The following is a 22990-nucleotide window of genomic DNA, read 5'->3' as shown; positions in this document are numbered from 1 at the left end:
ATACCCACACGCCCCAATGAGTCAACGGGTTGGCGCTGGATTTACGCTATACGGCGAATCCCTGTACAACTTTGGTGAATGTTGCTTTCTCTGGTGTGATTTTTTTGCACAATTGCGAGCCTCGTTCACATGAACTACACATAGCAATGAAAATTTCAGTTTTATCTGCTAGATGCGTTCAGTAATTCTTTTCAAGTTATGATCGGACGTATTCTGCATCCTGCGCTATTGGTACACTACGCTGGCATTCGTTGGGTTTTGAATGAGTGTGGGCTGCTTTCACGTGCCGGGTTTGTCGCCCGGTCATTTGTGGATCCGCTATTTTGTCGAACTTTGGAACCTTTTGATTTATGAACATTCTTTCATCCGCATTCTTGCGCGTTTGTCTGCTGGCGATGTTGTTGCTGCCTGTTGGATTTGCATCGGCGGCGAGTGCGGATTCTGACCCTGACCCACAGCCCGCACAGACCGATGCGCCTGTAAAAATTAATGTTGATGCCGAGTTGATCAAGCTGCAAAAACAGTTAGATAACATCAAGCAGCAGGTTTCAGGCACAAATAACGACAGCAAATTTGGCGCGTTGAATGACACTACGCAAGAGTTGGTGAATAACGCTAATGATCTTGCTAATGCGGTAGCGCCGCAGCGCGCTCAAATTCAGGCTCAGTTGGATGTTTTAGGGCCAGCACCAGAATCCGGCTCCAGCATTAATGAAACCAGCGAAGTGACGCGTAAGCGAAACAGCCTGAATGCGCAAAAAGCAAAAATGGATGCGCAGATTGAGCAGATTCAGGCTTTACGCACCGGAGCGGCCAATTTGTCCGCGCAAATTGTTACTCTGCGCCGTAATGCGCTGAAAACTCAACTGGCATTGAATTCCGGTAGCATTCTGGGTGGGCGCTTCTGGGCTCCGCTTGTGGCTCCACAGGCTGAAGATGTCCGCCGCCTGAGCACCTTTCAGGATCAATTAAGTGATGCCTTTACGGCCGCCTGGGAGCCGGACTGGCGTTACGGTTCTGCACTTCTGATTTTGATCGCCATGGCCATGAGTTCGGCGGGGCGTCGGTATATGGAGAAATGTCTTGCCTGGGCGGGAATTAACTGGCTGCCAGAAGGGCGTCTGCGGCGGAGCTTTTTAGCCACGGCGTCGGTTATTTCAACCGTGGTCACGATTGGTATTGCGGTAAATCTGATCGATTTTACGTTTACGCGTCATGGTGAGGCTTCAGAGCGTGTCGTGTCGTTCCTTGATGCGCTGGTGCGACAGGCAATTTTCTGTTCGATGATCGCTGGATTGGGGCGGGCGTTTCTTTCGAATCAACGCCCTTCCTGGCGTTTGCCTGCGATTGCTAACCCTGTCGCAAAAGCGATGAAGCCGTTTCCCGTCGTTGCCGCTGGCATTATTCTGATTTTCGGTTTTATTGAACAAGTCACGGCGACGGTAGGGACATCGGTCGCGGCAACCATTATGGTGAATGGCTTATCTGCGTTGTTCTTAGCCTTTACTGCGGGGACGATCGCGCTGAAAAGCGATCAGATCCGTCGGCAGATGGTGCACTCAGGAGAACAGCCGGAAGCGCGTTCGACATTATCCGGCATTATTCATCTTGCGGTATTGGCGACGGCTTTTGCTATTTTGGTGTCGCTGGTCATCGGCTATATCTCACTGGCTCGCTTCCTGGCGTTCGAACTGGTGTGGATCGGCATGGTGTTCTCCTGCCTGTATTTGTTCTCAACGTTTATTACCGATATCTGCGAAAGCCTCTTTTCTCCCAACAATGCCTGCGGTAAGCGGATGAAAAATTCGCTTAATCTGGACGATCGGCATTTGGCTCAGGCCACATTGATTCTGTCGGCCGGTGGTAAAGTCCTGTTAATTTTAATGGCAGCCGTCGCATTACTGAACGGAACATTTGGTACGACGACCCCTCTGGAACTGGTGCAAAAAGCTGTTGAAATCTGGGGCGGGAAAGGGCTGGAAACCCTGAGCATCGTGCCTGCCCATTTGGTCAATGCTGTGCTCTTTCTGGTGGTTGGGGTTTATGTTTTACGTACTTCAAAACGCTGGCTGGAAGATGAATTCCTTCCTAAAACGACCTTAGAACGCGGAATCCGGGCGTCGCTGGTGACGCTGTTCAGCAACATCGGCTACATCCTGATTATCCTTCTGACGTTGGCGACATTAGGGATTGAATGGAACAAGCTGGCATGGATTGTCAGTGCGCTGTCGGTGGGTATCGGTTTTGGCTTACAGGAGATCGTGAAGAACTTTATCTCCGGCCTGATTTTGTTGACGGAGCGCCCGGTGAAAGTCGGCGACTCGGTCAGTATCAGCGGGGTTGAAGGGGATATCCGGCGGATTAACGTGCGGGCGACGGAAATTCAGCTGGGCGATCGTTCGACGGTGATTGTGCCGAACTCTCAATTTATTTCTCAGAACGTGCGCAATATTACGATGGGGAACCCGTTTGGGGTTGCCACGCTGGCGCTGACGTTCCCGCTCGATATCGATCCTGAAGAGGTTCGAACGCTTTTGCTGGATGCTTACATCAATCATGATGCGATTCTGGAGTCACCCGCGCCGTCAGTGAAATTCAGCCAGTTGAACCCAACGGGCATGGTGTTGAGCGTTACCGGCTATGTCAGCAGCCCGAGAATGGTATCGGAAGCGAAGAGCGATCTGCTGTTTGAGATCATCAAGCGGCTACGGGCATCAAATATTCCGCTGGCCGTACCGCAGAAGATGGTGCTGGAAAACTCAGGATTTGCGCTGCCTGATGGCATTTCGGGTGAGGATAAATAATGTGCTCAGCCATCCGTTATTCGGCATTGAACGAGTAACGGATGCACATCGAAGCCGTGCTTACAGGGCGTAAGTCGCGGCTATTCTCCCTGCTGTTTAATCATATCAAGATAGATTTCACGCAATCGCTGAGTAATTTTTCCGGGCTTGCCGTCGCCGATCGTTTTTCCATCCAGCATCACGACAGGGAGAACGAGCATGGTGGCAGAACTGACAAAAATCTCTTTGGCGTGATACGCCTCTTCCGGCGTAAAAAAGCGCTCTTCCAGCGCAATGCCATCCTTTTCTGCCAGCTTGAGCAGCGACTGACGTGTAATGCCGTGCAGAATCGCGTTGCTCAGTGGGCGGGTTACCACCGTGTTGTCATGCAGGACGATGTAGCAGTTGCAGGAACTGCCTTCGGTAATGAAACCTTCTTCAACAAAGAAAGCATCATCGGCCTGACTGGCATGGGCATACTCTTTTGCCAGGCTGGCGGCGAGCAGGCTGACGGTTTTGATGTCCCGACGATGCCAGCGAATATCCTCGGTGGTGACAACGTGCAGGCCGGTTGTGGCTTTTGGGTTACCGACCAACGAACGTGCCTGAGTGAATAAAACCAGCGTGGATTTGACGTCGGCAGAAGGGAAATAGAAGTCACGATCGCCCGCATTGCCACGGCTAAGCTGTAAATAGATCGCGCCTTCTTTCAGATCGTTTTTATTGATCAGCTCATCGTGAATCTCTTTGAGTGCCTCAGGTGTGACAGGCAATGTGAGCGACAGCTCGCGGCAGGAGCGTTGCAGGCGAGTGATATGGTCGGGGAAATCAACCAGCTTGCCATCAATGACTGCCGTCACTTCATAGACGGCATCGGCGAACAGGAAACCACGGTCAAATACAGAAATTTTTGCTTCATTTTCTTCTAAATACTGTCCATCAACATAAACAAGACGTTGCATCACAACACTCCTTAATAGTTGCTCAATGCAGGTTAACGCGCGTTATCCCCACAATAATGCGTCGGGCGGTAATATTTCGCTACCGTTATAGTGCAGCCCGTTAGTGCGATCGCGTTGCAAGAGCAGCGGGCCATCCAAATCGACCACAGCGGCACCTTGCGCTACGACAAATGCGGGTGCCATTGAAAGCGATGTGCTCACCATGCAACCGACCATAATTTTTAAACCTTGCTCCTGCGCGTATTGTCGCAGGCGCAGGGCTTCAGTCAGTCCGCCCGTTTTATCCAATTTGATATTGATCATGTCATAGCGGCCGACCAGAGCAGCCAGCGACTGACTATCATGGCAGGATTCATCGGCACAGACAGGAATCGGGCGGGGCAAGTCTGCCAGCACATCGTCTTTGCCTGTCGGGAAAGGCTGCTCGATCATTGTTACGCCAAGCGCGGAAAGTTCAGGAACCAGCGTCAGATAGCGTTCGGTGTCCCATCCTTCATTAGCGTCGACAATCAGGCGTGCCAGTGGCGCGCCTTCGCGCACGGCAGCCACTCTGGCCAGATCGTCTGCATCCGCCAGTTTTAGCTTGAGAAGAGGGCGAGTGGCATTGTGTTTTGCGGCGTGGCGCATACGGTCTGGCGTATCCAGCGATAGCGTATAGGCTGTCACTAGCGCTGTAGGCGAAGGGAGAGCCAAACGCTGCCAAATGCGCTGCTGATGTTGTTTGCACTCCAGATCCCAGAATGCGCAATCGAGCGCATTGCGTGCTGCGCCTGCGGGCAGGATGGTTTGCAGCGCCTTCCGATCTAAACCGTTACGAAAGTCGCTGTGCAGTGAGGCAATCTGTTCCATTACGCTGTCGAGGGACTCGCCGTAGCGTGAATAAGGGACGCACTCGCCGTAGCCTGCCACGTTGTCGGACTGGAGCGCCACCACAACGACATCCGCCTGGCGCTTGCTGCCGCGTGAAATGGTAAAGGCGCCTTCTATTGGCCAACTTTCGGTGAAATATCGCATCTCAGTCATAAGCTTACTCTTGGATTAACTATCCTGTTGCTCACTGGCATAAGTGCCTTATTTACAAGGCCTGAGTGGGTCATCAAGTGTAATGCTTCTTCCGGTGCGTATTCTCCATTTTTCGCGATTTTAGCCAGAAATTGATAAGGCTTAATTCCGGGCTGGAAAAATTTATGAGTACGGTATCGACAGCGCGAATTATCTGAGATAGCTTGAATAAGCTCATCACACTTCAGGTCGCCTGTATCGCGATAGTCAATGAAAACGCGGTTCTGCGATTTGAATGATGTTGAGTAGAGCGTCTTTTTACAGGCGCTGCGTCGCTCGGACGGTCCGGGCGCTCACGTTAATTTGAGGATGTTATGGCTGATTCTACTTCTCCGCGCCGTTTTACGCGCATCGATCGTCTTCCCCCGTATGTATTTAATATCACTGCTGAATTAAAAATGGCTGCGCGTCGTCGCGGCGAAGATATTATCGATTTCAGCATGGGTAACCCTGACGGCCCGACACCTCCTCATATCGTGGAAAAACTCTGTACGGTTGCACAACGCGAAGATACTCACGGATACTCGACATCCCGAGGTATTCCGCGCCTACGCCGTGCTATTTCCCGCTGGTACGCCGATCGCTATGAGGTTGATATCGATCCTGAAAGCGAAGCTATCGTCACGATTGGCTCCAAAGAGGGGCTGGCGCACCTGATGCTGGCTACATTGGATCATGGCGATACGGTGCTGGTGCCTAACCCCAGTTACCCGATTCACATTTATGGTGCGGTGATTGCCGGTGCGCAGGTGCGTTCTGTGCCGCTGGTAGACGGTGTCGATTTCTTCAATGAATTAGAACGCGCTATCCGCGAGAGTATTCCGAAGCCGAAAATGATGATTCTCGGTTTTCCGTCGAACCCGACAGCGCAGTGTGTTGAGCTGGATTTCTTTGAACGCGTTGTGGCGTTGGCGAAACAGTACGGCGTGTTAGTGATCCACGATCTGGCTTATGCCGATATTGTGTATGACGGGTGGAAAGCGCCGTCGATCATGCAGGTTCCCGGCGCGAAGGACATCGCGGTAGAGTTCTTCACGCTGTCAAAAAGCTACAACATGGCGGGCTGGCGCATCGGCTTTATGGTCGGCAACCCTGAGTTAGTCAGCGCGCTGGCGCGGATTAAGAGCTACCACGATTACGGCACGTTTACGCCGTTGCAGGTGGCGGCGATTGCTGCGTTGGAAGGCGATCAGCAGTGTGTGCGGGATATTGCCGAGCAGTATCGTCAGCGCCGTAACGTTTTGGTTCGTGGTCTGCACGAGGCAGGCTGGATGGTCGATGAGCCGAAAGCGTCAATGTACGTCTGGGCGAAAATTCCTGAAGCTTATGCGCATATGGGGTCATTGGAGTTTGCCAAGCGACTGCTGTCGGAAGCGAAGGTTTGCGTTTCACCCGGTATTGGCTTTGGCGATTATGGTGATACCCATGTTCGGTTCGCCTTAATTGAGAATCAGGATCGTATTCGGCAGGCGGTGCGCGGTATTAAGGCTATGTTCCGCGCTGACGGTCTCTTACCGACCAGCAAATCCTTACCCGGCAAGGGCACTGCTGCCTGATAGTGATTTTCTGATAACCGCGGCTCCCGGTCGCCTGACCGGGAGCACATAAACATGCCGTGACAGCGGCTTATCATTTGCTAGAATGCCTACCGTTAATCTCAATCAGGATGAGTTAGTCATGTCATTATCTTTGTCTAAAATTTCTGCGTTAACGCTACTTTGCGTCACGCTGGCCGGGTGCCAACAAACAGGAACGTCTGCCCAACAAGGAATGGTGGCAGGTCAGTCTTCTGCGGTAACGGTTTCTCCTAACGATCAACTGAATCAACTGGCATCGCTGGTTGCGGCCACCCGCTATCTTAAATCGACGTGTAACCGCAGCGATCTGCCTGATGATGCGACGATTGCCAATGTCGCGTTGGCTGTCGCGAAACAGCGAGGCTGGAATGTCGCGAGCTATCAGGCTTTACCGCAGCGCAGCGAAAGCCTGTATCAAGGGCTATTGAAAGACAGTACGCCAAAAGAGGCGCAGTGTTCGGAATTTAACCGTACGCTGACGCCGTTTATTGACGCCATTCGCAGCCAAGGCTAAGGCGCAGCGCTTCCACTTTCATTGTCGGCGGAACGTTCATTCTCGTTGAATTTTCCGCCCGGCCAATCTTCTAGTGCTTCCAGAATAAACACCTCGCCTTCTACGCTGAAAATGCTCATATCCTGCTGGATCTGCTCTAAGGTCAGCCCTTCTATTGGCGAATCCCCTTCACGGAATTGCAGGCCGTTGAGCGTGATGCTGCGCTTGGCCTCATCCGACGTATAAACGTGTGCGCTGTAGGTCAGTGGTGGAATCTCACCATTGCTGATGGCGGGTAGCGGCAGCGTGGTCCTTTTCTCTGTGGGGGCTGGCGTGTCGGTATGGGGGGCTGCCTGGTGAGGCGTAGCCGCGGGAGTGGCTGGCGTTTGTTCTTCTGCCGCAGGCAAGGTAGCTGCTTGAGCAGCCAAAGCGAGCTCAGGAGAAGCAGGGCTTCCCCAGCGCTGATGGCTGAACCAGCCGAGCGTGATAAAAAGCAGAGCATAAATAACCATCAGATAACCGGGCATCGGGTATCTGGCAAGCAGCGCTGGTTGTGAGTGTGTCGGTGCGTCCGGTGCGTTGTCCACGCGCTCATCCTTCATTATTTAGGAGGTACTTAGTCCGTGTAGCATCACATCATAAACCAAAGTCGGGTGAGTAGGATGGTGCCGTCTGCCTTATTTTGCAAAAAATAGAAAGCGCCAGAAAACTGAATCTCTCGGTTATGTGACAGTTCCTCCATTTTGATTAAAAACTATTACAGTCATAATAATCACAGATGGAATCTTGATGCGGGTCGCAAAAAAAACGTGTGAATTTGCTTTAATGAAACCATGTTTTACCATTGTAGGTATGATGTTTCTTTTTGTTGGTCGATAATCAATCAGTGTGGGGTGGTGCCATCATCATTTAATTAACAGTCCCGCGCGTTAAATGGGCAGTATTATTATGTGGTTTTTTACTACAGATAGTGCGCTGCTTTTTTATCAATAAGGGAAGTGTCAATCTGCCACGACATTAAGAATAAAAGTACTTTTAAAGTATGCGATTAATATCGCAGGGTTTTGTGCGGATTTATTTTTTATTTTAATAATTAAAAAATACTGAGGGATAAAATGTTTAGAACGGTTATGAGGACTGGTCGTTTACGCACCTGTGCGGTAGCTATTGCGCTTTCTGGGATCGTGCTTTCTGGGTGTGATAATAGTCATAAGCCCGTGGAAGAAGCGGCTCCACCCGATTTACAGGTGAAAATGGCACCGTTTGGTTGGGCTGCGCAATATCATAATACGGATGGTAAATTTTATGCGACGACGGGAGGCGAGGGCGCACATGAAAATAGTATTTATGTCGTCACCAGCCGTCAGGAATTAAAAGATGCATTAAATAATATCCGCAGTCCTCGTTATATCGCCGGTGATGCCGATGCAGAATTGAAGGCAAAATTAGAACCCAAGATTATCTACTGGCAAGGGACTATCCGTGGCGATGATTTAGGTAATGGGCGCTATGCCAACGCCGAGGATTATAAAACCAAACCGAATAAAACAACGTTTGATTTTGATTTATACGTCAAAGCGTTCGATCAGAATTATATGGCGCAGTTGAAAGCGACAGTGGATGCTGGTGGAAGCGACGCGGCGGCGGCCAGTACACAGCTTAACCTGTTGAAAAAGCAGAATGGTCAACGTTCGCAGTATGCCAATAACCAGAAGGCGCAGATTCAATTTCAGGTACCGCCAAATACCACGATTTTAGGCGTGGGTAGTGAGGCCAAACTGGTGGAAGGCTATTTATCCCTCAATACCCTAAGCCATACGTTCGGTAAAACGGATAACAGCAACATTATTATCCGTAATATTACGTTTCAGGCACCGCGTGACTTTGCCCCAGCCTGGGATGCGGGCGACGGCGATAAAGGTAACTGGAATGCGCGTTATGATTCCGTATCGATTAATGCCAGTAAAAATGTCTGGATCGATCACTGCACATTTACGGACGGTGAATATCCAGACCATTTAGAACCGGTGCTATTTGGTAAGCATATCCAGCGCCACGACGGTTTACTGGATATAGAAGATGGTGCCGACTACCTGACGATTTCCTACAACATTTTCGCCCAACATGACAAAACGGTATTAATTGGCTCCGGCGATGGTGATAAAGGGGAATATCGAATCACCTTTGAAGGCAATTTATGGGACAACAGCGTACAGCGTTCGCCGCGTGTTCGTTTTGGTCAGGTGCATTTGCTGAATAACTACCATCGCGGGGCAACGGATACGAATTACTCTATTCTGTATGCCATTGGGATGGGGTTCGATTCATCCATTCTTTCCGAAAGTAACGTGTTTAATTTCCAGGGGGGCGGTGCGGATGAAAATTTGATCATCGGTGCTTACAAGGGAAGCAAATTTAAAGACAACGGCTCCTGGTTCAATGGCAATCCGGCAAGTAATTTGAATCAAATCGCAGTAGACAAATGCGGCGCATTGCAAGAAGCCGAGAAAGCCGCGGCTACAACGTCTGGGAAGGCTGTACCGGCATGGGCGCTGGAAACCTGCACCAATGAACTGGAGTGGAGCCCGCCTTATGTGTATAGCGTAGGGAAATCCATCGCCGCCGTTGAGAAATATGTATTGGAGAATGCTGGGGCGGGAAAACTGGATATTTCTTTGCCGTAGAACCTCTGTTCCAACTCATTATTTTTATCTGTAAACCCTCTGCCGATAGGTTTCGCTCTATGGCAACGAGCCTGCCTCAGGGCGAAATACATCGGACAAAATAATAGTAAAAATACAGGAAATGCTATGACTGACTTTTTACCTCGTACCCGTCTTACGCTCTGCGCGACAGTTGTTTTGAGTGGCCTGATTGCCGGATGCAGCGATAGTGACTCAACGCCGAATGTCGGTGTTGATCGTTCCGCCGCGCCACAAAATCTGAAAGTGCCGACGTTAGCCTATGATGACAACAGCGTGGTACTGGCCTGGGAGAAACCGACCAAACCTGCCGCAGGCATTAAGGATTACCGTGTCTACATGAATGGTACCTTGCTGGGCGGAACCATTGATAACCAGAACACCCATTCGCCAGCCAAGCCGTATATCGATAACTTCTACAATGCTATCGATACCGATAACTGGCATATCCGCGTCAGCTTCCATAATTTCAAGGTGGCTAATCTGTCGCCGGAAACGGAATACCGCTTCACGGTGCGTGCGCTTTATGACGACGGCAAAGAATCCGTTGATAGTGAAACCGTCGTGCAGAAAACGACGGCTACGCCAGCTTCACTGAATGTGACCAACTATGGTGCGAAAGGGGATGGCGTAACCAACGACACGGTGGCGATTCAGAAGGCGATTGATGACTGTACGCCAGCTGCGTATCCGAAAGGGTGTAAAGTCGTGGTTGACGGCGGCACGTTTAAAACGGGGGCGCTGTTCCTGCACAGCGATATGACGTTTGAAGTCGCGAAAGGTGCGATATTGCTCGGGTCAGCAAATGGTGATGATTACCCACTCGCCCGGGGCTACTATCTCTATCCTTACAGTTCACCTAAATTACCGAAGCGTCCGCCTTCTCTGATTAACGTACTGGAAGCGGACGATCAGGGTAGCAGCCATGCCGGCACGTTTAAAAATATTCGTATCGTCGGGCAGGGCACAATTGATGGCAACGGCTGGACGCGTGGCGTTAAAGCCAGCGATACAAACATTACTGAAATTGATGAGTTAAAGAATGAGTTACCGCTCTACCGTGCGAGTAAAGCGGCCAATGTCGGTAGTGACGGTATTCTGGCAAAAGACCAAACGGCAAAGGCTGTTGCTGAAGGAATGCCGCTGGATGAGGCGTACAAAAATCGACGTTCCAGCCTGATGACGTTGCGCGGCGTGAGCAACATGTACCTGGAAGGGCTGACGATTCTGAACCCGGCTTTCCACGGCGTGATGGTGCTGGAATCGGAAAATGTGGCGATGAATGCGCTGGTACACACGACGTACGATGCCAATAATGCGGATGGTATTGAATTCGGCAATAGCCAGAATGTCATGGTATTCAATAACTTTTTTGATACGGGTGATGACAGCGTAAACTTTGCGGCGGGATACGGTGCCGAAGTCGCTACGCTGGGACAAAAAGCGCAGAGCGGTGCCTGGATCTTCAATAACTACTTCCGCCGTGGGCATGGCGCGGTGGTCACGGGTAGCCATACCGGTGCCTGGATTGAAAAAATTGTTGCTGAAGATAACGTAATGAATAAGACGGATGTTGGCCTGCGTATGAAGAGTCGACCCTATTATGGTGGTGGCTCGCGTGACGTGGTATTCCGTAATAACGCGATGCGTGATATTGTCAACGAACCGTTTGTGTTCACGATTAAATATAAAGCGGACGTGAACGATACCCAGCCTGCCGCTGAACCCGCACAGTTCCGTGATGTGACCGTTTCCAACGTTACGGTTGATGGTACAGCGAAGAAAAACAGCATCATGGTCGATGGGATGACTGTGGCTGAAATGGCTGATGCGTATAAGTTCTCTTTTGGACGTGATGCCTATCACCAAGGTTTGCATTTTGAGAATGTAAAATTCAAAAATGTAAAAGCCACAGATATTACGTTCCTGAAGAACAGTGAATTTAAAAATGTCATTTTTGAGAATGTACCGGGAGCCTGGAATTTCGGTCATATTGAAAATATCAGGCTCGAAGACCGTGTAAATAATGATGCCGCGCTGACGACCAGCGGTGATGAGACCCTCACCCGGGAAGCCGCAACGGAATAAGGCATTTTCCCCACGCTAATCGGCGTGGGGAGTATTATGGATGATTACCTATGGCACGATTGCAAGCTTTCAAAGATCCGTCTTTTACTTCGTTGGTTGCTACTTTTCGGTCACTGCCAGCTCCGTTGATCCGACGTATTATGTTGGGGCTAATTTTGCTGCTGATTTGTCAGCAGTTGGCTGTATTGACCTGGCGCCTTCTCCTACCTGAAGACTCACGCATTGTTGGCGTGTCGGTCACGCCTGCTCAGGCGAAGGAAAAACCCGCTACGCCGGGTGATTTTACCCTATTTGGCCATGCCCCCGATGCGGATGCGTCTGCTGTTAACGACGCCGCATTATCCGGTGATATTCCGCTGACATCGTTAAATATCAGCCTGACTGGGGTGTTGGCGAGTGAAGACGCCAAGCGTTCGATTGCCATCATCGCTAAAGATAGTCAGCAATACAGCCGTAACGTCGGCGATGCCATACCGGGCTATGAAGCCAAAATTGTGACTATCTCTGCCGATCGTGTCGTGCTCCAGTATCAGGGGCGCTATGAGGCGCTGCATTTGTATCAGGAAGAAGAAGCGGCTGGCGCGCCGACGCCTTCTGGCGCATTTAACCAGGTGAAAGATGAGATACAAAAAGATCCCTTCTCGGCGCAAGACTACCTGACCATTTCTCCCGTCACGGAAGAAGACGTCCTGAAAGGATATCAGTTAAACCCCGGCAAAAATCCCGATCTTTTCTACCGCGCAGGTTTGCAGGATAACGATCTCGCTGTGTCATTAAACGGCATAGATTTACGTGATGCCGATCAAGCACAGCAGGCGATGGCGCAACTGGCAGGGATGAGCAAATTTAATTTGACCGTCGAGCGTGATGGTCAACAGCAGGATATATATCTGGCACTGGATGGAGACCACTAATTTGTTTAGCAAGGGACAGGGATTTTTTAAGCGTCAGGTTTTTTCGAAGAATAAAAACCAATGGCTTGGTCAGGTACGTCGCAAGAGCATGTTATTGCTCAGTGGGAGTGTTCTGCTGATGGCGTCATCATTGGCGTGGAGTGCCGAATTCTCCGCCAGCTTTAAGGGCACGGATATTCAGGAGTTTATCAATACCGTCAGTAAGAATCTGAATAAGACGGTCATTATCGATCCATCGGTCAGCGGAACGATTACCGTACGCAGCTATGACATGATGAACGAAGAGCAGTATTACCAGTTCTTCCTGAGCGTGCTGGATGTCTATGGATTTACCGTGATTCCGATGGATAACAGCGTCCTGAAAATTATTCGCTCGAAGGATGCGAAATCCACATCCATGCCGCTGGCAACTGATGAACAACCAGGGATTGGGGATGAGGTGGTGACGCGTGTCGTGCCCGTCAACAACGTCGCCGCTCGCGATTTGGCGCCGCTGCTGCGCCAGTTGAATGACAACGCCGGTGCCGGGAGCGTGGTGCATTACGAACCGTCGAACGTGCTGCTGATGACCGGCCGCGCGGGGGTGATCCAGCGGTTGATGACGATTGTCGAACGGGTTGATAAGACGGGCGATCGAAATGTGACCAGCATACCGCTGTCTTACGCTTCCTCAACGGAAGTGGTGAAGATGGTGAATGAACTGAACAAGATGGATGAGAAATCCGCCTTGCCTGGCATGTTGACCGCCAACGTAGTAGCTGACGAGCGAACCAACTCGGTGCTGGTGCGCGGCGAGCCGAATTCACGCCAGCGTGTGATTGATATGATCAAGCAGCTCGATCGCCAGCAGGCGGTACAGGGCAACACCAAGGTTATCTACCTCAAATACGCCAAGGCTGCCGATCTGGTCGAAGTGCTCACCGGCGTTGGCGACAGTATCCAAACCGATCAGCAAAATGCGCTGCCCGCACTGCGCAAAGACATCTCGATTAAGGCACATGAGCAAACCAACTCGCTGATTGTGAATGCCGCACCGGACATTATGCGCGATCTGGAACAGGTCATTTCACAGTTGGATATCCGCCGTCCGCAGGTGTTAGTTGAGGCGATCATTGCGGAAGTCCAGGATGCCGATGGGATGAATCTCGGCGTGCAGTGGGCGAATAAAAATGCGGGGGTAACGCAATTTACGAATACCGGGTTACCGATCACGACAATGATGGCCGGGGCGGATCAATTTCGACGTGATGGAACGCTTGGCACGGCAGCGACAAGTGCACTTGGCGGTTTCAACGGGATTGCAGCCGGTTTCTATCAGGGCAACTGGGGCATGCTGCTGACGGCACTGTCCAAAAACAGCAAGAACGATATTCTGGCGACGCCCAGCATCGTGACGTTGGACAATATGGAAGCGACGTTTAACGTCGGCCAGGAAGTACCCGTATTAGCGGGTTCGCAGACGACATCCGGCGACAACGTTTTCCAAACGGTGGAACGTAAAACGGTCGGTATCAAACTGAAAGTGAAGCCGCAAATTAACGAAGGTGACTCCGTCCTGCTTGAGATCGAACAAGAAGTCTCCAGCGTGGCAGATGCGGCCTCCAGCAGCAGCACTGACCTGGGGGCAACATTCAATACGCGTACCGTTAATAACGCGGTACTGGTCAGCAGCGGCGAAACCGTGGTGGTGGGCGGCTTGCTGGATAAAAGTACCAATGAGTCTGCGAGTAAAGTGCCCCTGTTGGGGGATATTCCCGTGCTGGGATATTTGTTCCGTTCTAACAGCACGGAAACGAAAAAGCGTAACCTGATGCTGTTTATTCGTCCTTCCATTATTCGCGATCGCAGCCAATACCAGAGCGCCTCTGCCAGTAAGTACCATTCGTTCAATGCTGAAGAAGAGAAGCAGCGGGACGTGAACGGCAGTGCAGGGGGGCTTTTGAATAACGATTTGCTGCGTCTGCCGGAAGGTGGGAATGCTTATACGTTCCGTCAGGTTCAATCCTCCATTGTGGCGTTCTATCCGGCGGGCGGGAAATGAGTGACGTAGCCTCCCAGATTATAGAATTACGTCCCATATTGCCTTTTGCCTATGCGCGATCGCAGCAAATTCTGCTGTTGCAGAGGGAAAATGACGCAAGCCTACAGACGATTTGCGTCGCGCAAACGCCGCCAACCGCTTTGCTGGAAGCGCGCCGGATTGCGGGCTGCCCGCTCAAGATTGAGCGCGTTACGGAAGACGAATTTGAACGGCAATTAGTTATTAGCTATCAGCGCGACTCAGAAGAGGCTCGCCGTCTGATGGAAGACATCGGCAATGAGATGGACTTTTATACGCTGGTGGAGGAATTGCCAGACAGCGATGACTTGCTCGATGCCGACGACGATGCGCCGATTATCCGCCTCATCAACGCCATGTTGACCGAAGCGATTAAGAATAAAGCGTCAGATATTCATATCGAAACGTATGAACGCTATTTGCTGATCCGCTTCCGCGTTGACGGCGTATTGCGTGAGATTTTGCGCCCACAGCGTAAACTGGCATCGCTACTGGTGTCGCGTATCAAGGTCATGGCAAAGCTGGATATTGCCGAAAAGCGCGTCCCGCAGGATGGGCGTATGGCGCTGCGAGTAGGGGGGCGGGCGATTGACGTTCGTGTCTCCACGCTGCCGTCGAATTACGGCGAGCGCGTCGTGCTGCGTTTGCTGGATAAAAACAGCGTTAAGCTCGATCTTGAGCTGCTGGGTATGTCGGAACGCAATCGCCAACTGCTGGACAGCCTGATCCATCGTCCCCATGGCATTATTCTGGTTACCGGCCCAACAGGGTCGGGGAAAAGTACCACGCTTTACGCTGCGCTCAGTCGTCTGAATGCCTCGGAACGCAACATCATGACGGTGGAAGATCCCATCGAATATGAGTTGGAAGGCATTGGGCAAACGCAGGTCAACGCCAAAGTCGATATGACGTTTGCCCGCGGGCTGCGTGCCATTTTGCGTCAGGATCCCGACGTTGTGCTGGTGGGGGAAATTCGTGATGGTGAAACGGCGCAGATTGCCGTGCAGGCATCGCTGACCGGTCACCTCGTGTTATCCACACTGCATACTAATAGTGCGCTGGGCGCGCTGTCTCGTTTGCAGGATATGGGCGTCGAGCCTTTCCTGCTGTCAACTTCTCTGCTGGGGGTGCTTGCGCAGCGTCTGGTCAGGACGCTGTGTCCTGACTGCCGTCAACCGCATCCGGTCGATCCGGTTCAGGCTGAACAGATGGGGATCGCGCCCGGTACGTTGCTGCATAATCCCGTTGGCTGCCCACAGTGTAGCTTTACCGGCTACCGGGGACGTATCGGCATTCATGAGCTGGTGCTGATTAATGACGATGTCCGCGCCGCGATCCACCGCAGTGACGGTGAAATGGCGATTGCGCAGATTCTGGGGGGGAGCCGAACCAGCATCCGTCAGGATGGGCTGGATAAGGTACTGGCGGGGCTCACGACTTGGGAAGAAGTGATCCGCGTAACCAAAGAGGAATGAGATGGCACAGTACCACTATCAGGCGCTGGATGCGCAGGGGAAAAAATGCCGTGGCACTCAGGAGGCCGACTCTGCCAGACAGGCGCGTCAGCTATTGCGGGAGCGCGGGCTGGTGCCGCTGTCGGTTGATGAAAACCGCGGTGACCAGCAGAAATCCAGTTCCACAGGATTTTCCCTACGCCGCAAAATTCGGATCAGCACCTCAGATTTGGCGCTATTGACTCGCCAGTTGGCTACGCTGGTGGCGGCGTCGTTGCCGCTGGAGGAAGCGCTGGATGCAGTGTCAAAACAGAGCGAAAAGCCACATCTGAGCCAATTGATGGCGGCGGTGCGCAGCAAGGTCATGGAAGGTCACTCGCTGGCTGATGCCATGAAATGCTTCCCCAGTAGCTTTGAACGGCTGTACTGCGCGATGGTCGCCGCAGGCGAGACGTCCGGTCACCTTGATGCCGTGCTGAACCGGTTAGCGGACTACACCGAGCAGCGCCAGCAGATGCGCAGTCGCATCCAGCAAGCGATGATCTACCCGTGTGTGCTAACCGTGGTCGCGATTGCCGTGGTCAGCATTTTGCTGTCTGTCGTGGTGCCGAAAGTTGTCGAGCAGTTTATTCATATGAAGCAGGCGTTGCCGCTTTCAACCCGCGTGTTGATGGGGATGAGCGATGCTGTACGCACGTTTGGGCCGTGGATGCTGCTGGCATTTCTGGCAGGGTTTATGGCGTTTCGCGTGATGCTGCGGCAGGAAAAGCGGCGCGTCAGTTTTCATCGACGCCTGCTGCATTTACCGCTCATCGGCCGCATAGCGCGTGGCTTAAATACGGCTCGCTATGCACGAACGCTCAGTATTCTTAACGCCAGTGCGGTGCCGCTGTTACAAGCGATGCGCATTAGCGGCGATGTCATGAGCAATGACTATGCCCGCCATCGACTCTCTCTGGCGACGGATGCGGTACGAGAGGGCGTCAGCCTGCACAAAGCGCTGGAACAGACGGCGCTTTTCCCCCCAATGATGCGCCATATGATTGCCAGCGGTGAACGCAGCGGCGAGCTGGACAGCATGCTGGAACGGGCGGCGGATAATCAGGATCGGGAATTCAGTTCGCAGATGACGCTGGCGCTGGGGTTATTTGAGCCTCTGCTGGTGGTGAGCATGGCGGCGGTGGTGTTGTTTATCGTACTCGCGATTTTACAACCGATTCTGCAACTGAATACGTTAATGAGTTCGTAAGAGAACCAACAATTGAACGAGGAAAAGTAAGGATGCAACAGTCTCAGCGTAGTGGTGGGCAGCATAGTTATGGTCAGCGTGGTTTTACCCTGTTGGAAATTATGGTGGTGATCGTCATTCTCGGCGTACTGGCGAGTCTGGTGGTGCCGAATCTGATGGGGAATAAGGAAAAGGCGGATCGGCAAAAAGCCGTCAGCGATATTGTGTCTCTGGAAAGCGCACTCGACATGTACAAGCTGGATAACAACCGCTATCCGTCCACAGAACAGGGGCTGAAGGCGTTGGTAACGAAGCCGACGGTACAGCCGGAACCGCGTAATTATCCCGCCGATGGCTATATTCGCCGCCTGCCGCAGGATCCGTGGGGCACGGATTATCAACTGCTGAATCCTGGTCAGCACGGCAAACTGGATATCTTCTCTCTGGGGCCAGATGGCATGCCGGGAACGGAAGATGACATCGGCAACTGGAATCTTGATAAGAAATAAAGACGTCGGTCTTTGTTGCCGATGGGTTGTGGGTAGTGGCTATCGATGGCGGCGGGAAAAGGACGGCAAAAGCGCAATGAAGCGGTCAACGAGGAAGCAGCAGGGGTTCACCCTGCTGGAAATGATGCTGGTCGTGTTACTGGCTGGCATCGCGGCTGGCATGGTGGTCATGGCGTTTCCTCCCGAGCGCCAAAATGACAGCGCCTGGCAGTTGGCTCGTTTTCAGGCGCAGCTAGAGTTTGCCGCTGAAAGCAGTCAGGTTAACGAATACATGCTGGGTGTTCGTATCCATCCCAATCGCTGGCAGTTTTATCAACTCCAGCGACCTGCGGCATCGGAAGGGACGCCGATCCCGAGCGGCGATCGCTGGCAGGGCTATCAGTGGCAGCCGTGGCAACCGCATCGAGTGAGCGCAGCGGCGACGCTGCCCGATGCATTGCGGCTTGAGTTGCTTCAGGCCGATGGGAAAAAAGTGGATAAAACGCAGAGTGGTGAAGACCCCGATATCCTGATTTTGCCCGGTGGCGAAATCACCCCTTTCCGTCTGCTCGTCAAGTCTGAAAACAAAGCGCTCTCGAATTGGCTCCAGGTAGATAGCAACGGGCGGTTTGTGACCTCGATGAGTCAGGGTAAGAAACGATGAGACGACAGAAAGGGATGACGCTGGTGGAGGTGTTGGTCGCGCTGAGTGTTTTTGCGCTGGCGGGCATTGCCGTTTTACAAACGACGGCCAGACAGGCAAGTAGCCTGAGCCGACTGGAAGAGAAGACATTTGCAGGCTGGGTGGCGGAAAACCAGCAGGTTCAACTGCGGCTGGAACAACGCTGGCCGGAAGCGTCGTGGGTGAGAGGCGAAACGCAGTTCGCTGGCCTGCGCTGGCATTGGCGCTGGCAGGGCGTAGAAACGGGTGACCCTCAGACCAAAGCGCTGGATGTAGAAGTGCGACGTAATAAAGATGCTTTTGCCGCCGATGCTTCCCTGCGTACCTATGTGGTGAAGCAATAATGTGTAGTAAAACAAGGATGTGTAGTCAAACAAGACGGTCGCAAGAGCCTGTACGACACAAAGGCCAGCAGGGTTTTACGCTGCTGGAAATGATTCTGGCGATCGCTATTTTTGCGGCGCTGAGTCTCAGTGCGTTTCAGGTGCTGAATGGTGTGATGCGTAATGACGAAATTTCGCAGCGCAAGGCCGAGCGTCTGGCTGAAATACAGCGCGCGTTTTCACAAATGGACAACGATTTCTCCCAGATGATCGCACGCGGCAGCAGAGGAAGTACCTCGATATTTTACGCCGGTCGCGATCAGTTAAAAAGTGATGACTGGGGCGTTAGCTTTATGCGCAATGGCTGGCAGAACCCGTTTGGTATTCTGCCGCGCTCTGAACTTCAGCCTGTAGCCTACCGGCTACGGGAACACACGTTGGAACGGTTAACGCACGTGACTCCCGATCCGATTGAGGGGCTCGAACCCGGCGTAAAACCGCTTCTCACGCAGGTCGATGGCTTCCGTCTACGCTTTTTCAGCAATAAAACCTGGCGCGATCGCTGGGACAACAGTACGCAATTGCCACAAGGGATTGAAGTGGTGCTGACCTTAAGGGATTACGGAGAAATGTCGCGTATATTTTTGATTACCACCGGACCGGTGAAATGAGGTCGCGTCAGCGCGGCGCGGCACTGCTGGTAGTGCTCCTGATTCTGGCATTAATGGTGACGATTGCCGCGGTGATTACGGAACGCACAGGTAAAGCGTTTTTGCGTACCGAAAGTCATTTGAGCCGTCAGCAGGCGAAATGGTATGCCTTGGGAGCGGAAACGCTAAGTGGGCAGATATTACAGCGCGATGCGCGGAATATGCCGGGGCGCACGTTTGCCGGGCAGAGCTGGTCGCAGCCGGAGCAGCGTTTCCCGGTCGATGGCGGGGAGATTATTGGACAAATTAGCGATGCGCGTACCTGCTTTAATCTGAATGCGATCAATCAAGGCGTGGATAACGAGAGCACGCTGGTGAAGACACCTTATCCAGCGCAGGTTTTCCGTTTGCTATTGAAAAATCTGGGCGAAGATGCGGATCGTGCAGAAAAAATCACTGCGGCGGTGCGCGACTGGATTGATGCGGATAATTATCCGTCGGCGAACGGTGCGGAGGACGACGTCTATGCCACGTTGCCAGTGCCTTATCGTACCGCTAATCAGAGAATGAGTGAAATCAGCGAATTACGTGCAGTATATGGCATGGACAGCGATCTCTATCGTCGGCTATTGCCTTATGTCTGTGCGCTGCCAGTGGATGCGATGTCCATTAATATCAACACGCTAACTGAATTTGATGCCCCGCTGTTATCCGCCTTGTTCCTCAATGAAATGACGATGTCGCAGGCAAAAGCGCTGGTGCAACAGCGGCCACGTATGGGGTGGGCAAGCCTTGAGGTTCTGCAACAAACCGGGCTATTGCCCCCGAACAGTAAAAATACCGCGCAGCGAGTGCTGACAGTAAAAAGTGAATGGTTCTTTGTAAAACTTCAGGTGCGTGTCGGCGACAGCGATTTTCATCAACGTAGCTTGCTTCATCTGAGTGGACAAAAGATACAGGTCGTGCAGCGGCAATATGGAGGATATAGGACGGTGAATCCATGAAAATAGCGGGAAAATGGAAGCGAAAAGCCGCAAAAACCCCATTAAATAAAGGAACGGTCGCTCGACATCCGTGCCTCATTGTTCGTCTTCCGGTGGAAGAACAGGGGGAGATCGAATGGCAGGTGCGTTCATCCAATGGGGAAAGTTTACTGAGTTACGGGCGCGGTAGCGTAGAGCAGGTTCGTCAGGCGCTGGCGGGTTATCCGTCCGTGGCATTTACCCGCGTTCTGGTTCCGGCCACTGACGTGACGTTTTATACTCTGACGTTGCCCCGGCAGGCTCGGCGTCAGCTGGCGCAAGTCGTGCCTTTCATGCTGGAAGACCAACTGGCGACGGAAATAGAAAAGCTGCATTTTGCTGTGCTGGAAATTCATGGCGACGACGGCACGGTTGCCGTGGTGGAAAAAAACCGGATGCAGCGTTGGTTGGCACAGTGCGATGCGCTGGGGCTCAGCGTCAATATGTTATTGCCCGATGCCCGCGTATTGCCGAAACACCAGGATGGCTGGAGTGCGTTGCAGCATGATGACATGTGGCTGTTTCGTCAGCCGACGGGTCAGGCGATGGCGGCGGAATCCTCCTGGTGCGGTGACCTACTGAAAGCGTCTATGCCGCTGCCTGCAATATACAGCTATAGCGCTGTATCGGTCGGCGGTGAGCTGTCGCAGTACGAGTGGCAAGACGATGGCGAATGGAAGGCACAGCCCGAAACAGATCTCTTCACGCTGGCTGCAACGGCGCAGTTACCTGCCTCGGTCGATCTGCGGCAAGGCGATTATGCGCCGGATAAAGCCTGGCAAAACACCCTGCTGCCGTGGCGCGGCGTTGGGATCGCATTTGCCTGTTACCTCCTGCTTGTCGTGGCGGATACTGGCTGGGCACACTATCAGCTTTATCAACAGGCCGAGCATTGGCGGCAGGAAAGCGTGCGCGTCTATCGGCAGATTTTCCCTTCTGAGACGAATGTCGTTAACCCGCGCGCGCAGATGCAGCAGCACCTGCAACGCACGGCAGCCGGAGGAACTGGGAAAGCACTGGTCGATCAATTGACCCCCTTACAGCAGCTTATGACACAGAATAGCGCGATCAAAATTCAGTCGCTGTCTTACGACGGCACTGCGGGCGAATTCCGGCTGGCGTTGCAGGGCACGTCCTATCAGGAACTAGAGCAATTTCAGCAGCAGGCTGCCGCTTATTATCAGGTACAGGCGGGAGAGATGCGGCAGGAAAACGATCGGGTTGAAGGCCGCGTAACATTAAGGAGCCAGCAATGAATGAATTACGGCAACGCTGGCAGGCGATGAGCCAGCGCGAGCGCCAGCTTATGGTGGTGTGTGCGGCGGTGCTTCTGCTCTGTGTGGTGTATTACGCTATCCTCCAGCCGTGGCAGGAGCGGGAAGATCTGTGGGAGCGTACGATTTCCCGCGAGCAACAGACGGTCAACTGGATGCAGAAACAGGCCTCATCGATTCCGCAGGAAAATCAGGCGCAGGGGGACAATAGTCAGCGAGACGTCAGCCTGCCGATTTTGATTTCGCAAAGTACCAAGCGTTACGGACTAACCGTCGTGCGCTTACAACCACAGGGCAGTCAGGCATCGGTGACGCTGGGGCAGAGTGACTTTACTAGTCTGCTGCGCTGGCTTGGCGAACTGGAACAGAAAAACGGCGTGAAAGTGATATCGCTGGATGTGAATGCCGTCGAGCAAAGCCCAGGAATCGTAGATGTTACCAGATTGATGCTGGAACGGACGGATGAAGCTTAAGTCCGGTATCGGTACAGGTATTGTGCTGGTTCTGGCCTATGGGCTGTTCCTGGTGTGCTATGCGCCTGCCCGTCTGCTTACGGCCGTGCCGCTGCCCGCCGGAATGGTGATCGCGGAGGCCGCCGGAACGGTGTGGCAGGGGAGCCTGCAACGGTTTCGCTGGCGCACGTTAATGCTGGATGATATGCACTGGAATATCACGTTCTCGGATTTTATGCCCGCGCTGGAGATTGCGTTTAAAAAACCAGAGGGCATTGCAGGCAGCGGGATCATTCGCGGCTGGCAGCAGCCGCAGTTTTATCAATGGCAGCTTTCTGTACCGGCGAGCTATTTATTCAGCCATATGCGTTTTATTGTACCCATCGGGGCTGAAGGAAACGTGCAGCTCAATCTACAGGAGGCGACGGTAGACCGTTCAGGCTGCCAATCGCTGGATGCCAACATCACCTGGCAGGGAGCACGGGTCAAGACACCGCTGGGGGGATTGGTGCTCGCTACGCCACAGGCCACGTTACGCTGCCAACAAGGTGCGCTAGAAGCGAGCCTGCGGCAGACCTCCTCACATCTGCAATTGTCTGGCAAAGGCAGCGTTACCCCGAAAGGCGAATATCGTTTTACGGGGCGGCTTAGCAGCGGGAATGACTTGCCCGCGACGATGAAAAAACTGCTGGCAACCACGGGTAAAGCCGATGAACAGGGTGTCAGAACGCTGAATTTTCAGGGGCGGCTACTGTAATAGCGGTAAGCGTTGTCATT

At 52.6% G+C, this 22990-nt stretch carries 20 protein-coding genes; 17 read left to right on the top strand and 3 right to left on the bottom strand.

Going from position 1 to position 22990, the window contains the following annotated elements; translation table 11 throughout:
* Positions 1-350 precede the first annotated feature (350 nt).
* Positions 351-2804 (top strand): DUF3772 domain-containing protein, encoded by a 2454-nt coding sequence (locus KKH3_RS13440; protein ID WP_039360438.1) that lies wholly within the window; start codon positions 351-353, stop codon positions 2802-2804.
* A gap of 80 nt (positions 2805-2884) precedes the next feature.
* On the opposite strand, the gene KKH3_RS13435 is transcribed toward KKH3_RS13440, so the two are convergent.
* Positions 2885-3745, bottom strand: a complete 861-nt coding sequence (locus tag KKH3_RS13435; RefSeq protein ID WP_039360436.1) for a D-amino-acid transaminase — start codon at positions 3743-3745, stop codon at positions 2885-2887.
* Positions 3746-3787: 42 nt separating this feature from the next.
* Entirely contained in the window at positions 3788-4768 is a 981-nt protein-coding gene (gene dgcA / locus KKH3_RS13430) for an N-acetyl-D-Glu racemase DgcA (RefSeq protein ID WP_039360433.1), read from the bottom strand.
* 353 nt (positions 4769-5121) lie between these two features.
* Here dgcA and alaC point away from each other — a divergent pair, with 353 nt between their 5' ends.
* Together alaC and gspS are read left to right on the top strand one after the other, a co-directional pair.
* A complete protein-coding gene (alaC, locus tag KKH3_RS13425; protein WP_039360430.1) occupies positions 5122-6363 on the top strand; it encodes an alanine transaminase in 1242 nt (413 codons plus the stop codon).
* Positions 6364-6484: 121 nt separating this feature from the next.
* A complete protein-coding gene (gene gspS / locus KKH3_RS13420) occupies positions 6485-6898 on the top strand; it encodes a type II secretion system pilot lipoprotein GspS (protein WP_039360427.1) in 414 nt (137 codons plus the stop codon).
* On the opposite strand, the gene gspB is transcribed toward gspS, so the two are convergent.
* Complete coding sequence (gene gspB, locus KKH3_RS13415; protein ID WP_039360424.1) at positions 6895-7464, bottom strand: type II secretion system assembly factor GspB; 570 nt, start codon at positions 7462-7464, stop codon at positions 6895-6897. The genes gspS and gspB overlap by 4 nt on opposite strands.
* A gap of 528 nt (positions 7465-7992) precedes the next feature.
* On the opposite strand from gspB, the gene KKH3_RS13410 reads away from it, so the two are divergent.
* From KKH3_RS13410 to KKH3_RS13345, 14 genes are all read left to right on the top strand, one after another.
* On the top strand, positions 7993-9561 hold the full coding sequence (locus tag KKH3_RS13410; RefSeq protein ID WP_039360421.1) for a pectate lyase family protein: 1569 nt from the start codon (positions 7993-7995) through the stop codon (positions 9559-9561).
* Between the two features lie 126 nt (positions 9562-9687).
* On the top strand, positions 9688-11667 hold the full coding sequence (locus KKH3_RS13405; protein WP_039360418.1) for a glycosyl hydrolase family 28 protein: 1980 nt from the start codon (positions 9688-9690) through the stop codon (positions 11665-11667).
* A gap of 50 nt (positions 11668-11717) precedes the next feature.
* Positions 11718-12581, top strand: a complete 864-nt coding sequence (gene gspC / locus KKH3_RS13400; RefSeq protein ID WP_039360415.1) for a type II secretion system protein GspC — start codon at positions 11718-11720, stop codon at positions 12579-12581.
* An 88-nt stretch (positions 12582-12669) separates the two neighbouring features.
* Positions 12670-14622, top strand: a complete 1953-nt coding sequence (gene gspD, locus KKH3_RS13395; protein ID WP_167371713.1) for a type II secretion system secretin GspD — start codon at positions 12670-12672, stop codon at positions 14620-14622.
* Positions 14619-16115: a type II secretion system ATPase GspE gene (gspE, locus tag KKH3_RS13390; protein ID WP_039360410.1), complete on the top strand. Its 1497-nt coding sequence runs from the start codon at positions 14619-14621 to the stop codon at positions 16113-16115. The genes gspD and gspE overlap by 4 nt, the downstream gene beginning before the upstream one ends.
* A 1-nt stretch (position 16116) precedes the next feature.
* Positions 16117-17343, top strand: coding sequence for a type II secretion system inner membrane protein GspF (gene gspF / locus KKH3_RS13385; RefSeq protein ID WP_039360407.1), 1227 nt, complete (start codon positions 16117-16119; stop codon positions 17341-17343).
* A gap of 32 nt (positions 17344-17375) precedes the next feature.
* Entirely contained in the window at positions 17376-17831 is a 456-nt protein-coding gene (gspG, locus tag KKH3_RS13380; RefSeq protein ID WP_052201342.1) for a type II secretion system major pseudopilin GspG, read from the top strand.
* Between the two features lie 76 nt (positions 17832-17907).
* Complete coding sequence (gene gspH, locus KKH3_RS13375) at positions 17908-18474, top strand: type II secretion system minor pseudopilin GspH (RefSeq protein WP_039360405.1); 567 nt, start codon at positions 17908-17910, stop codon at positions 18472-18474.
* Entirely contained in the window at positions 18471-18836 is a 366-nt protein-coding gene (gene gspI / locus KKH3_RS13370) for a type II secretion system minor pseudopilin GspI (protein ID WP_039284733.1), read from the top strand. The genes gspH and gspI overlap by 4 nt, the downstream gene beginning before the upstream one ends.
* Positions 18836-19486 (top strand): type II secretion system minor pseudopilin GspJ, encoded by a 651-nt coding sequence (gspJ, locus tag KKH3_RS13365; RefSeq protein ID WP_072034533.1) that lies wholly within the window; start codon positions 18836-18838, stop codon positions 19484-19486. The genes gspI and gspJ overlap by 1 nt, the downstream gene beginning before the upstream one ends.
* The gene (gspK, locus tag KKH3_RS13360) at positions 19483-20469 is read left to right on the top strand and encodes a type II secretion system minor pseudopilin GspK (protein ID WP_039360401.1); all 987 of its coding nucleotides are present in this window, start codon (positions 19483-19485) and stop codon (positions 20467-20469) included. The genes gspJ and gspK overlap by 4 nt, the downstream gene beginning before the upstream one ends.
* Complete coding sequence (gene gspL / locus KKH3_RS13355) at positions 20466-21743, top strand: type II secretion system protein GspL (protein WP_039360400.1); 1278 nt, start codon at positions 20466-20468, stop codon at positions 21741-21743. Before gspK ends, gspL begins: the two co-directional genes overlap by 4 nt.
* A complete protein-coding gene (gene gspM, locus KKH3_RS13350) occupies positions 21740-22234 on the top strand; it encodes a type II secretion system protein M (RefSeq protein WP_039360398.1) in 495 nt (164 codons plus the stop codon). The genes gspL and gspM overlap by 4 nt, the downstream gene beginning before the upstream one ends.
* On the top strand, positions 22224-22970 hold the full coding sequence (locus KKH3_RS13345) for a type II secretion system protein N (protein WP_039360395.1): 747 nt from the start codon (positions 22224-22226) through the stop codon (positions 22968-22970). The genes gspM and KKH3_RS13345 overlap by 11 nt, the downstream gene beginning before the upstream one ends.
* Positions 22971-22990 lie beyond the last annotated feature (20 nt).

Source organism: Pectobacterium actinidiae (assembly GCF_000803315.1).
GTDB classification, from domain to species: domain Bacteria; phylum Pseudomonadota; class Gammaproteobacteria; order Enterobacterales; family Enterobacteriaceae; genus Pectobacterium; species Pectobacterium actinidiae.
This window is presented reverse-complemented; position numbering and strand designations above follow the sequence as displayed.

Bases quoted from the DNA above. Each gene is read 5' to 3' on its own strand.
- KKH3_RS13435 (WP_039360436.1), bottom strand. From the start codon at position 3,745: ATGCAACGTCTTGTTTATGTTGATGGACAGTATTTAGAAGAAAATGAA.
- gspM (WP_039360398.1), top strand. From the start codon at position 21,740: ATGAATGAATTACGGCAACGCTGGCAGGCGATGAGCCAGCGCGAGCGC.
- gspI (WP_039284733.1), top strand. From the start codon at position 18,471: ATGAGACGACAGAAAGGGATGACGCTGGTGGAGGTGTTGGTCGCGCTG.
- KKH3_RS13440 (WP_039360438.1), top strand. From the start codon at position 351: ATGAACATTCTTTCATCCGCATTCTTGCGCGTTTGTCTGCTGGCGATG.
- gspD (WP_167371713.1), top strand. From the start codon at position 12,670: ATGTTATTGCTCAGTGGGAGTGTTCTGCTGATGGCGTCATCATTGGCG.
- KKH3_RS13410 (WP_039360421.1), top strand. From the start codon at position 7,993: ATGTTTAGAACGGTTATGAGGACTGGTCGTTTACGCACCTGTGCGGTA.
- KKH3_RS13405 (WP_039360418.1), top strand. From the start codon at position 9,688: ATGACTGACTTTTTACCTCGTACCCGTCTTACGCTCTGCGCGACAGTT.
- gspF (WP_039360407.1), top strand. From the start codon at position 16,117: ATGGCACAGTACCACTATCAGGCGCTGGATGCGCAGGGGAAAAAATGC.
- gspG (WP_052201342.1), top strand. From the start codon at position 17,376: ATGCAACAGTCTCAGCGTAGTGGTGGGCAGCATAGTTATGGTCAGCGT.
- gspK (WP_039360401.1), top strand. From the start codon at position 19,483: ATGAGGTCGCGTCAGCGCGGCGCGGCACTGCTGGTAGTGCTCCTGATT.
- gspL (WP_039360400.1), top strand. From the start codon at position 20,466: ATGAAAATAGCGGGAAAATGGAAGCGAAAAGCCGCAAAAACCCCATTA.
- gspC (WP_039360415.1), top strand. From the start codon at position 11,718: ATGGCACGATTGCAAGCTTTCAAAGATCCGTCTTTTACTTCGTTGGTT.
- dgcA (WP_039360433.1), bottom strand. From the start codon at position 4,768: ATGACTGAGATGCGATATTTCACCGAAAGTTGGCCAATAGAAGGCGCC.
- gspE (WP_039360410.1), top strand. From the start codon at position 14,619: ATGAGTGACGTAGCCTCCCAGATTATAGAATTACGTCCCATATTGCCT.
- gspH (WP_039360405.1), top strand. From the start codon at position 17,908: ATGAAGCGGTCAACGAGGAAGCAGCAGGGGTTCACCCTGCTGGAAATG.
- gspS (WP_039360427.1), top strand. From the start codon at position 6,485: ATGTCATTATCTTTGTCTAAAATTTCTGCGTTAACGCTACTTTGCGTC.
- gspJ (WP_072034533.1), top strand. From the start codon at position 18,836: ATGTGTAGTAAAACAAGGATGTGTAGTCAAACAAGACGGTCGCAAGAG.
- KKH3_RS13345 (WP_039360395.1), top strand. From the start codon at position 22,224: ATGAAGCTTAAGTCCGGTATCGGTACAGGTATTGTGCTGGTTCTGGCC.
- alaC (WP_039360430.1), top strand. From the start codon at position 5,122: ATGGCTGATTCTACTTCTCCGCGCCGTTTTACGCGCATCGATCGTCTT.